Here is a 12,099-nt window from a genome sequence, read left to right as displayed (position 1 = left end):
CCATAAGGCGGAAAAGCCACCCCCGAACCATCCCGTCACACAGTGACATCCCGCCGAACGTCCTTACCCGACACCGCCAGATACCCCACGAACCCGAGAATCGCCACCGTCCACGCGGCCGTAACCGGCCCGAGCCCCAACGCCAGCCCGCCCCGCGCATGCCCGACAGCCATCCAGTCGGCCACGGACGCACCGAGCGGCCGGGTGATGACATACGCCGACCAGAAGGCGAGCACCGCACCCATCCGCCCCGCGCGATGAGCGACAGCAGGCACGGCGATAGCGGCGCCGTAGACGACGGCGGAGCCGAGATATCCCAGCCCGATCGTGGCCGTCAGGTCACCCGCCGCCGTGCCAAGGGCGAACGTGGCCAGAACGGCGGCCCAGTAGAAGCCCTCACGCCGACGGGTCGTAATGCTGTGGATGGACAACGTGCGCTCACTCGCGAACCAGAGCGCGAACACCCCGGCCAGCACGACCACGAAGAACGGCGTGGACAAGGCATACGGCACCCCGAGCCCGACATGCAGCACGTCCGCCGCCATCGTGCCGAAGACGCTGACCATGACGATCGCCGTCCAGTAGATCCACGCGACGTACCGACGCGCCGCGAACTGGACCGCCAGCGCCGCCACGAGGGCGACCCCGCCGAGGCCGACCGCGGGGATCGGGCCGAACAGATGGGCGAGGAAATCGGAGGCCGTCTCGCCCATGCCGGTGGTCAGCACCTTGATGATCCAGAAGTAGACGGTCACCTCCGGCACCTTGCTCGCCGCGTACGGGATACGGCGCGGAGACCGGGCGTGGGTGAGGTGATCTGTCGTCATGGCGGCACCCTGACACGGTGTCCGGCCCCCGCCCCAGCCCCCTTTGCCAGAGCTTTTGCGCTTACGGTGCATGAGTTGCCCAAGACCCGCGCGGACCTGAAAGCAACCTGAACAGGACCGCCGAACCGCTGGTCAGAGCCGCGCGCGGGGTGCTATCGACGCCCGCCACCCACCCTTGCCATCCAAGTTAGGCAACCCTTACTATTACTCTTCGCACCATCCAGGGTCCGACCGTCCACCGGTCCGCCCGCGGCGAGCGCTCCACCGACGCAGCCTGGCCGTCCTCCCCCAACGCCTCAAGGGCCCGGGAGGTACCCCAGCCGCACCAGCCGCTCACAGGACGGGCCCGTGAATCACTCCACCCTCGGTCTCTACGACCCTGCCCTCGACCACAGTGACTGCGGCGTCGGCTTCCTCACCCGCCTCGACGGGGTGCCGAGCCACGACGTCATCATCAAGGGCGACGAGGCGCTCCGTGCCATCCCCCACCGGGGCGGCAAGTCCGCCGAGGGCGTCGGCGACGGCGCGGGCGTGAGCGTCGACCTGTCGGTGGAGTTCTTCTCCGCTATCACCGGGGAGGCACTGCACGCAGGGCACTTCGGCGTCGCCAACTGCTTCATGCCCACCGACACAGCCCGCCCCGAAGCCGCCCTGCACCTCGTCGGCCGCAGCATCACCGACCAGGGCTTCGACATCCTCCTCGTCCGCGACGTCCCCGTCGACCACACCGTCGCCCGCCCCGCCGCCGAACCGCACCAACTCCCCATCACGCAGTGGGTGTTCCGCGCCCCGGAGACCTGGTCCCGCACAGACGTCGACGCCGCCGCCCACCGCGCCCTGCTCGCGATCGAGGCCGTCGCCTACGCCGACGACACCTACGCCGGGCTGTACCCGCTCTCGCTGAGCGCCCGCACCCAGGTGCTCAAGGGCCGCCTCAACTCCGGTGAGGTCATCGGGTACTTCCGCGACCTGCTCGACCCCCGCCACTCCGTCCGCTCGCTCTACTTCCACACCCGGTTCTCCACCAACACCGAACCGCACCCCACCATGGCGCAGCCGTTCCGCCTCATGGCGCACAACGGCGAGCTGAACACCGACCGCAAGAACCGCCTCAGCGACGAGGCCCTGGCCCGCGCCCGGACCCGGAGCATCGTGCGCCCGCCCGGCCAGTCCGACTCCAGCCGCCTCGACCAGACCCTGCAGAGCCGGGTGTTCGACGACGGCCTGGACCTCGTCGAGGCGGTCGTGTCGCTCATGCCACCCGCCTGGGAGAACGACCGCAGCCTCCCCAGCACCGTCCGCGACATGCTCGAGTACTTCTCCCTCTACGAGGAGAAGAACGACGGTCCCGCCGCCGTCATCTTCAGCGACGGCGACGTCATCGGCGCCCGCCTCGACCGCCTCGGGCTACGGCCGCTGCGTACCGTCGAGACCGCCGAGTACCTGATGGTGGCGTCGGAGGCGGGTCAAGTCGCCTTCCCGGACAGCGAAGTCGTGCACCGGGGCCGCATCGAGGCCGGTGGAATGCTCGTCGTCGACCACCGCACCGGCCGCCGCCTCCGCACCCGCGAGGTCCTCGACGCGCTCGCCGCCCGCCGCCCGTACTCCCGACTCCTCGACGCCGCACGGGTGAACCTCGACGATCTGCCCGCCCCCGACTACTACCGCGGCACGACCACCCTCGGCTACGACGGCGATCTCGCCCTCGCCGGACGGTACGTGGCGTACTCGCTGAACCAGGAGAGCTTCCGCTTCCTCCTCGACCCGATGCTCGCCAACGGCTCGGAACGCATCTCCGCGATGGGCTACGGCAACGCCATCAACGCGCTCAGCGACACCGAGGGCGGCATGGCGAAGTACTTCTCGCAGCGCTTCGCCCAGGTCACCAACCCGCCCCTGGACAGCATCCGCGAGGCCGACGGCATGAGCATGCGCGTCGCCCTCGGTCCCAAGCCGGACGGCACGGGCAGCGCCGCCGGACGCCAACTGGTGCTCTCCTCCCCCGTGTTGGGCCACCTGGACATGGTCCGCCTGCGCGACCAGCGCATCGTCCCGCTGGAACGCTTCGACATGCTCTACGACCCGGTGGTCGGCGACGAGACCGCCAACGCCGACGCGTTGCGCACCGCGCTCACCCAACTCTGCGACGACGTCGAGCAGTTCGCCACCCGGCAGGGCGGCATCGCCGTCCTCACCGACCGCGCGATCTCCTCCACCCGCGCCCCGCTCCCCGTCATCCTCGCCGTCGCCGCCGTGAACCAGCGCCTCATCGAGACCGGGCTGCGGCTGCGCGTCTCGATCGTCGCGGAGAGCGGCCAGCTGCCGTCCTCGCACCACGTCGCCACCGCTCTCGGCTTCGGCGCCTCCGCCGTCTACAGCCTCAGCGCCCGCCTCCGCGCCGAGGAGAAGCACCCGAGCGCACCGGCCCCCGCGGGCGAAGTCACCGAGACCGACCGGGCGTTGGCCCGCTTCCGCAAGGCCGCCGAGAAGGCCCTCGCCAAGACCATGGGCCGGGTCGGACTCTGCACCGCCGAGAGCTACATCGGCGGCGCGTTCTTCGAACCGAACTACCTCGACACCCGCGACGACGTCTTCGCCCGGGCCTTCCCGCACATGGAGGCGCCGGTCGGCGGAGTCGGCTTCGCGCGCATCGCGCAGGCGGCGACCGAGTGGCACGAGCGCGCGCGAGCCGTCGAGACCGAGCAACAGGTCCCCCTCCTGGGCCTGTTCAAGGAACGGTCCGACGGCGCCGGGCACTCCTTCGGTGTCTCGGCCGTGCGCGGCTTCGGTGACATGGCCGAAGAACAGCCGGAGTTCGGGCGCGAGAGCGACCCGGAGGCACTCCGCCTCCTCACCCTCGGCCAGCTCGACGACGCCTTCGGCATCACCGACGCGGCCTACCGCGACACCGGCTACGACCAGCTCAGCGACGACGAGATCGACGCGTTCCGGATCACCCCCGGCTACCGCGCCTTCCTCCGCACCACACACGAGGAACGGTCCCGTCGCCCCTCCGCACTCCGTGACGTCCTCGCGCTCCCGGCCGACGTCACCGGCCTGCGCACGGCGGAGGCCTTCGCCCGCGAACTGGGCCGCTTCTCGACGGACGGCAACGCGAGCGTCACGGTCAGGGGCGTCGTCGCGACCGTCACCGAGCGGACGGCGGACGACGCGGTGACGGCCCGCCTCCAACTCGCCTCCCCCGGAGCCGGGTTGCACACCGCACTCGCCGACGGCCTGGCCCTCGCGCACCCCGGCGAGATCAAGACCCTGGAGCTGCACGAGACCGGCGTCCTCGTCACCGCCACCGGCACCGCCGCCCGCCTCCTCACCCTCCTCCGCGGCGCCCCCGACAGCCTCCACCTCCCCGACGTCCAACCGGCGCACGAGATCACCCGCGCCCTCGCCTCCGGCGCGATGAGCCACGGCGCACTCGTCGCCACCGCGCACGAGGCCGTCGCGCACGGCACCAACATGGTCGGCGCGATGTCCAACAGCGGTGAGGGCGGCGAACACCGCTCCCGCTACGGCACCATCCGGGGCTCCCGGATCAAGCAGTTCGCGTCGGGACGCTTCGGCATCTGGGCGGGCTACCTCGCCGACCCGATGCTCCAGGAACTGGAGATCAAGATCGGCCAGGGCGCGAAGCCGGGCGAGGGCGGCCAGTTGCCCGCGCCGAAGGTCACCGTCGACATCGCGGCGGCGCGCGGCGGCACCCCCGGCATCGAGCTGATCTCCCCTCCCCCGCACCACGACACCTACTCCATCGAGGACTTGGCCCAGCTCATCCACGACTGCAAGGCCGCGCGGGTCCGTGTCATCGTGAAGCTCGTGTCCTCGGAGGGCATCGGCACGATCGCGGTCGGCGTCGCGAAGGCGGGCGCGGACATCATCAACGTCGCTGGAAACACCGGCGGTACGGGTGCGGCGGCCGTCACCAGCCTCAAGTACGCGGGCCGTTCGGCCGAGATCGGCGTCGCCGAGGTCCACCAGGCCCTGGTGGCCAACGGGTTGCGCCAGAAGGTCGTCCTGCGCTGCTCCGGCGCGCACCAGACGGGCGGCGACGTCGTGACGTCGGCGCTGCTCGGCGGAGACAGCTTCGAGTTCGGTACGACGGCACTCATGATGCTCGGCTGCGTCATGGCGAAGAACTGCAACGTGAAGTGCCCGGCCGGACTCACCACCAACTCCGAGGCGTTCGAGGGCGATCCGCGCGCCCTGGCCCAGTACCTCCTCAACATCGCGCACGACGTCCGCCAGATCCTCGCCCGCCTCGGCCTGCGCTCCCTGCGCGAGGCCCGGGGCCGCACGGACCTGCTCCAGCTCCTCGACCACCCGGCGAGCGTGGGCCGCCTCGACGTACGGCGCCTCCTCGCCCGCGTGCCGGAGAAGGTCGTGGCCGAACCGGAGTACCTGGAGAAGGACTTCACCACCGACGACGCCCTGATCGAACGCGTCCGCGCCGCACTCGTGGACCGCCACGAACCGGCCCTCCTCGTCGAGGACATCCACCTCCGCAACAGCGACAAGTCGGTCGGCGGCCAGCTCTCGATCGACGTCGAGCGGCTCCTCAACCACCAGCCGGGGATGGACATCCCGGCCGTCACCACCGACGACCGGGGCCGTCGCCGCCTGGTCGACGACGCGGTCCGCATCCGCACCACCGGCTCCGCCGGACAGTCGTACGGCGTCTTCTGCAACGACGGCATCACCCTCGAACACACCGGCACCGCGAACGACGGCGTCGGCAAGAGCCAGAGCGGCGGCCGGATCGTGGTCCGCGCCCCGGGCGGCGGGAGCACCGAGCGGGGCGGCAACGTGCTCGTCGGGAACTTCGCGCTGTTCGGCGCGACGGGCGGGCGGACCTTCGTCCAGGGCGAGGCCGGTGACCGCTTCGCCGTACGAAACTCCGGTGCCACGGCGGTGGTCGAGGGCCTCGGTGATTTCGGCTGCGAGTACATGACCGGCGGCACGGTCCTCAACCTCGGCGGCTTCGGCAAGGGCCTCGGCAACGGGATGAGCGGCGGTTTCCTCTACCAGTACGACCCCTCGGGCGAGTTGGGCCGCCAGGTGAGCGCCGACTCCCTCCTCGTCTTCTCCGTCACCGACACCGCGCACGGCGCCTTCCACGAGGAGGCCGTACGCCTGCTGCTGGCCTGGCACGTGGAGGCCACCGACTCCCCGCTCGCGGCACGCCTGTTGGAGGACTGGGAGGCCCAACGGCAGTACGTGTACTGCGGGATGCCCCGCTCGCTGCTCCTCTACCAGGACGCGGGCGAGATCCTCGCCGCGGCGACCCGCAACGAGCTGCTGGACGAGCTGGCGACCTCGATCGCGACGGACAAGTTGCGTGCCTTCAAGGTCGATTACCGCGACCGCCGCACCGTACTGGGCGGCCGGGCACCGGCGTTCGGAGACCAGGGCAGCGACGACATGTTCTCCCTCCTCTCGTCGTACACGGTGCTCGGCGTCGCACAGGACCTGGCGCTCCAGCGAGTACCGGGTGCGAGCGGCCCGGACGATCCGCGGGTCACCGAGGCCGTCCGCAACCTCGTCCTCACCGAGGACTTCTTCGTGAAGCAGCGGGTGGTGAAGTACCTGCGCGGGACGCTGGAGCGGTTCGACGACGGCGAGTTGGCGACCCTCATCGCGAGCAAGCGCCTCGACGACTACAAGCGCGCGCTCCGCCGGCGCAACAACCTGAGCGTCGACGCCCCCGGCACCTACGGCTGGATCCTCCACCAGACCACGAAGAACGCCGACCGGGTCCGCGCCGCCCGCTTCGACGAGCTGCTCGCGACGGCGGCCCTCGACGACCTCGCCGCCCGCCACGCCCACATCCCGCAGGCCCCGACCGAGACGGTGACCGCGTGACCTCATGCCCCCGACCGGTGCCCTCATCCCGGCCGACGCACCCTTCTCCGCCCAACAGGAGTCCTGGCTGGCCGGGTTCATCGCGGGCATCGCCGCCGCCGGACGCCGGGCGAGCGCGACGGCCGACGCGCCCACAGCCACGGTCGACATACTCTTCGGCACCCAGACCGGCAACGCGGAGTTCCTCGCCGACGAGCTGGTCGCCGGAGCACGAGCCCGAGGCCTCGCAGGCAGCGCGACCGCCCTCGACGCCGTGACTCCCGACCAACTCGCCGCGATGTCACACGTGTTGGTGGTGACCTCGACCTACGGCGAGGGCGAACTCCCCGACAACGCGGGCCTGTTCTGGGAGGCCCTCCAGTCCGACACGGCACCGCGCCTCGAAGGTGTCCGCTACGCCGTCCTCGGCCTCGGCGACCGCGGCTACGACGACTTCTGCCAGGCCGCGAAGCTCATCGACACCCGCCTGGAACAACTCGGCGCGGCCCGCCTCCACGAACGCGTCGACTGCGACGTCGACTTCGAGGAACCGGCGGCGGAGTGGACGACGACGGTCCTGGACCGACTGGCGGCCGAGACAGGCGCAACGAGCACAGGCGCAGGCGCGGAGGCGCCCACGTCCGCCGCCCCGCCCCGCTCCCCCTGGAACAAGCGCACCCCCTACCCGTCCCGCCTCGCGGTGAACAAGCTGCTCTCCGCCCCGCACAGCGCGAAGGAGATCCGCCACTACGAGTTCGACCTCGGCGACAGCGGCATCACCTACGAGGCGGGCGACGCGCTGGCCGTCGTACCGCTGAACGACGATCGGTTGGTCGCCGCCCTGCTGGCGCACCTCGGAGCGAGCGACGACGAAGAGACTGCTCACCTCCTGCGCACGGAACGCGAAATCCGCACCCCGTCCAAGGAGTTGATCGCCGCCCTGGCCGAGCGAGCGCCCTCGGGCGAACTGGCGGCGGTCGTGGCGCAAGGCACCCGCTCCGACCTCGACTCCTGGCTCTGGGGCCGGGACGTCCTGGACCTCCTCCGGGCCACCGACCCGTCCACCGCCCCCACCCTCCCCGAACTCCTCCCCCTCCTGAGGCCGTTGCAGGCCCGCCAGTACTCGATCTCGTCCAGCCCGCTCGCCCACCCGGACCGCGTCCACCTCACGGTCGCGTCGGTGCGGTACGGCAGCGGGGACCGCCGGTACGAGGGCGTCGCGTCGACATACCTCGCGGACCGAACGGGCGGCGAGGGAAGGGCCGTTGGCGTGTACGTACAGCCCAACGCGTCCTTCGGTGTCCCGGCGGACGACGACGCGCCGATGGTCATGATCGGCCCCGGCACGGGCATCGCGCCGTTCCGCGGCTTCCTGCACGAGCGCGCCGCGCGGGGCGCGTCCGGCCGCAACTGGCTCTTCTTCGGCGACCGCCACCGCGAGACGGACTTCGTCTACGAGGACGAGCTGGCCGAGCTGCGAGCGCGCGGCGTGCTCACCGAACTCGACCTCGCGTTCTCCCGCGACCAGGCCGAGAAGGTCTACGTACAGACCCGGATGCGGGAACGCTCAAGGGAGTTGTACGGCTGGCTGGAGGACGGCGCGCACGTGTACGTCTGCGGCGACGCCTCGCGCATGGCGAAGGACGTGGAGGCGGCGCTGCTGGGTGTCGTGGCCGAGCAGCGCGGGCGCGGGGACGACGACGCGGCGGAGTACCTCGCGGACCTGCGGCGGGCCAAGCGCTATGTACGGGACGTGTATTGAGCATGGCGGACCACAACAACCCTTACCGGCCTTGCGCGTTCGAGGGGTGCTGCGGCGCGCGGCGGGGCGGCAGCGCGCGGCTGATCGACGCGCGGATGCCGGAGCTGGCGCGGTGCCTGACGCTCTTCCAGTACGTCCAGGCGGTGACCGGAGGCCCGGTCGCCCGGATCGATCAGGCGGGCAGTTACGCCCGACCGAGCCTGCGCGGCGAGGCGTTCGCCGTCCGGCCCGGTTCGATCGCGCTGCGCCTCGACGGGGACGGGATCGACACGGCGGTGGTCGCGCGGGACGCGGACACCGGCGCGGTCGCGTTGCGCCTGCTCGACGTGGCGGGGCGGACCGTGCACCAGGGGCGGTTGCTGTCCGAGGGCGACCGCCTGCTGGTCGGTCTGGCGCCCACGGTCCACGCCGGCGCGCGGGCCGCCGTGGCGTCGGCGCCGCCCGAGGTCCCCGCCTGGGAGAACGGCGACCAACTGGCTCAACTGGACGCGGTGTTGGCGGACGGCGGGGCCGCCCGGCGCGCCGCATTCCACCGCTATCGCGGCGGTGAGCACCGGCCGATCGAGGTGGACGTCGTGTCGTCGGTGCTCGACCACGTCTGTTCCGTCGGACTGCCCATCGGGGTCGCGGTGTTCGCCCCGGCGGCCATGCAGGCGTGCGCCGGACGGGTCCACGTCACCGATCGGACCGTGGGCGGACGGGTGTTCGCGGCGCTCGCGGAGAGTTCGGTGGAGATCGACCTGGCGGCCGTGCGGGCGTGCCGTCTCGTGCGGTCCGCGGCGGCGCACGGTCCGACCTCGGCGCTCGAACTCGACGGCGAGGACGGTCGATGCGTCGCTGTCATCACGCAGTTCGGGATGGTCGGTCAGGACGTGCACGGGGCGTGGGAGGACCTGGCGGCTTCGCTGCCGGACGCCTAACTGCGAGGAGGGGGTGGGGGATGGCTCCCCCCACCCCCTCCTCGCAGCTAGGTCAGCCGATCTTGTCCGAGAAGCCCGTCGACAGGAACGTCTGATGGGTGACCTTGCCCTTGCTGGGCCCGGCCGTCCACGTGAAGGTGTACTCCAGGATCGCGCTGGTCTTCGGGTCGACGATCACCTGGCCGAGGCTCTTGGCCTCCGCGAACTCAACTTCCGTACCACCGCGCCCCGTACTGTCTTTGACCTGGCCGAGCAGCTTGACGCCCTTCAGGCCGCCCATCGCCTTGAAGACCCCGGCCCGCAGTTTCGGGCTCGCCGGGGAGTCGGTGAGCAGGGTGACCGCCTGGTCGAAGGGCGAGATGCTCTTGGGCCGCGGCGGGGACTGCAGCAGGCCGAGCAACTTCCCCGAATCCGTGGTCAGTTGCTCCAGCCCCTTCCAGTCGAGGTCCTTCGGCCCGACCTGCCAGTCGGGCCGCAGCCCCTTCCGGTACGCCTTGCCGCCGTTGATGACGTAGTAGTCCATGGACTGCGAGATGTACGTGGTCCCGACCGTCGTCCGCGTCTTCCAGTACTTCCCCGAGGACACCGACTGACTGGCGGCCACCGTGGAGATGTCGTCCAGGAAGACGGTCGCGGTGTTCGCCCGGGCCTCGCTGTGCGTACCCGTGCCCGTGCCCGCCGAGGTCGTGCCGTTGTTCGCGTACGTCACCACGCCGGTCGCCACCGCGGCCGTGGTCAGCAGCCCGATCAGGACCCGGCGACGCCCGAACTGCCGCCCGAGCAGCCGCCGTTCCGGCATCGCGACGACAACGCCGGGCGCCGCCTTGGTGGTTACGTCCGCCCGAGTGCCGGTCACGGTCGCCCCTTCCGTGGCCACGGCCGCCTCGACCTCGGCCAGCACCCTGGCCAACGCCCGCTCCGACAGCGGCTCGACGTGGCCCGCCGCCGCCAGTTCATCGGCACCGGGGAAGTCCAGCAGTGCGCCTCGCTCGTTCATACCGTTCGCCTCCGTGTCGTCGTACGTGGTCATGCGAGGTCTCCCGTCGCGGTCAGGTTCCGTCCCGCCGGGCGGGGCGGCGTGAGGCGGTCGCGCAGTCGGCCGCGGGCCCGGTGCAGCCGCGAACGGGCGGTGCCGGCCGGGATCCCCACGACAGCGGCGGCCTCGGTCGGGCTGAGCTGCTCCCAGCTGATGAGAAGCAGCAACTCCCGCTCGTCCGCCGGGAGTTCGGCGAGTGCCCGGCGTAGCGCGGGGGCCATCGCGGCGGCGTCCAGCCGCTGGTCCACCACCTGCCAGGGGTCCGTGACATCCGGCCCCGGCGCGGGCTCTTGCCGTCCCGCCCGCCGCAGGTGCTGGTTGAGCACGTTGTGGGCCACCCCGAACAGCCAGCCCCGCGCCGAACCGCGCGCCGGGTCGAACGTGCGCCGGGCGGCGAACGCCTGCAGCCAGGTCTCGGCGAGCAGATCCTCCGACGCGGCGGGCATGCGCCGGGCGAAGTAGCCGTGCAGGGCGGAGGAGTGGGCCTTCACGAGGTGGGTGAAGGCCGCCGAGTCACCCTGCGCCGACCGCGTCAACTGGGCTTCGCTTCCCGGTTCATCCGGTTTCACCGAGTCTCCGTTTCCGACCGCCGGACGACGGTCTCACCCCGTACTTGTCATCGGACCCCAAGAGCGTTCGCGCACCTAACCCCACCAACACACAACCCCCATCATGAGAGTGAGCTTGCATAAAGAGAGTCCACCCCCTACCTTAATGAGAGCCAGCTCTCAGCAAGCGAGAACAAGCGACGACCAAGCGACGACCAAGCGACAAGGACTCCACACCATGACCACCCCTGCCTCCACCTCCGCCTCCAACCCCACCGCCCCCCGCACCGTCTCCCTCCCCGGCGGACTCACCGTCACCATCCAGGAGTTCGGCGAGAACACCGAGGGCACCGGCGTGCTGGTACTCCACGGCGGCGCGGGCCCCCGCACGGTCGCCGGCATCTCCGCCGCCCTCTCCGAGCACGTGTACGTCGTGACGCCGACCCACCCCGGCTTCGACGGCACGCCCCGCCCGGAGCGCTTCGACACGGTCGCCGACCTGGCCATCGCCTACCTGGACCTGCTCGACACGCTGGACCTCAAGGGCGTCATGGTGATCGGCAACTCGATAGGCGGCTGGATCGCGGCAGAGATGGCCCTGCGCGACAACCAGGGCCGCATCGGCGCGCTCACCCTCCTCAACGCGGTCGGCATCCACGCCCACATGGCCGAGAACCGCGTCGTCGACCCGCGCACCCTGGCCCCCTCCGACGTCAGCCAACTCTCCTTCGCCAAGGCCGAGTTCCGCCCCGACTTCGCCTCCTTCACCGACGCACAGCGCGCCGCGGCCGGCGCCAACCAGAAGACCCTCGCGGTCTACGGCGGCGACCACTTCACCTACGACCCGAAGCTCCGCGCCCGCCTGCACCGCGTGACGGTCCCGGTCCTGGTCGTCTGGGGCGAGGAAGACGGCATAGCCCCCCTCAAGTACGGCCGCGGCTACGCCGACTCCTTCCCCAACGGCCACTTCGCCCCGATCGCCGACGCGGCCCACTTCCCCCAGATCGAGGCACTGGGCGCGACCCTGGGCGCGATCGGCACCTTCGTGAGCACGGTGGTGAAGCCGGGGGAAACGGACTGAGGTTGCTCCAGCCCGTACGCACAGCCGGGGCCCGGGTCGGTGACCTGGGCCCTGGCCGTCGTACCGGGTGAC

At 71.3% G+C, this 12,099-nt stretch carries 7 protein-coding genes; 4 read left to right on the top strand and 3 right to left on the bottom strand.

Going from position 1 to position 12,099, the window contains the following annotated elements; all coding sequences use genetic code 11:
- Nucleotides 1-35: 35 nt before the first annotated feature.
- A complete protein-coding gene (locus R2B38_RS21145; RefSeq protein WP_318017628.1) occupies nt 36-827 on the bottom strand; it encodes a hypothetical protein in 792 nt (263 codons plus the stop codon).
- Nucleotides 828-1,175: 348 nt separating this feature from the next.
- Between R2B38_RS21145 and R2B38_RS21140 the strand changes: the two genes are divergently transcribed.
- Genes R2B38_RS21140 through R2B38_RS21130 form a run of 3 tightly spaced genes read left to right on the top strand, consistent with a single transcriptional unit; the run spans nt 1,176 to nt 9,362 of the window.
- Entirely contained in the window at nt 1,176-6,701 is a 5,526-nt protein-coding gene (locus R2B38_RS21140) for a glutamate synthase-related protein (protein WP_318017627.1), read from the top strand.
- 4 nt (nt 6,702-6,705) lie between these two features.
- Entirely contained in the window at nt 6,706-8,442 is a 1,737-nt protein-coding gene (locus R2B38_RS21135; protein ID WP_318017626.1) for a sulfite reductase flavoprotein subunit alpha, read from the top strand.
- A gap of 2 nt (nt 8,443-8,444) precedes the next feature.
- A complete protein-coding gene (locus R2B38_RS21130) occupies nt 8,445-9,362 on the top strand; it encodes a hypothetical protein (RefSeq protein ID WP_318017625.1) in 918 nt (305 codons plus the stop codon).
- A gap of 52 nt (nt 9,363-9,414) precedes the next feature.
- On the opposite strand, the gene R2B38_RS21125 is transcribed toward R2B38_RS21130, so the two are convergent.
- Nucleotides 9,415-10,392, bottom strand: coding sequence for a hypothetical protein (locus R2B38_RS21125; RefSeq protein ID WP_318017624.1), 978 nt, complete (start codon nt 10,390-10,392; stop codon nt 9,415-9,417).
- Nucleotides 10,389-10,967, bottom strand: a complete 579-nt coding sequence (locus R2B38_RS21120; RefSeq protein ID WP_033284052.1) for an RNA polymerase sigma factor — start codon at nt 10,965-10,967, stop codon at nt 10,389-10,391. The genes R2B38_RS21125 and R2B38_RS21120 overlap by 4 nt, the downstream gene beginning before the upstream one ends.
- Nucleotides 10,968-11,184: 217 nt before the next feature.
- Between R2B38_RS21120 and R2B38_RS21115 the strand changes: the two genes are divergently transcribed.
- On the top strand, nt 11,185-12,027 hold the full coding sequence (locus R2B38_RS21115) for an alpha/beta hydrolase (protein ID WP_318017623.1): 843 nt from the start codon (nt 11,185-11,187) through the stop codon (nt 12,025-12,027).
- Nucleotides 12,028-12,099 lie beyond the last annotated feature (72 nt).

It is taken from the genome of Streptomyces sp. N50, from assembly GCF_033335955.1.
Lineage (GTDB): Bacteria > Actinomycetota > Actinomycetes > Streptomycetales > Streptomycetaceae > Streptomyces.
Note: the sequence above shows the minus strand (reverse complement) of the source record. Positions and strands in the feature narration are given on the sequence as shown.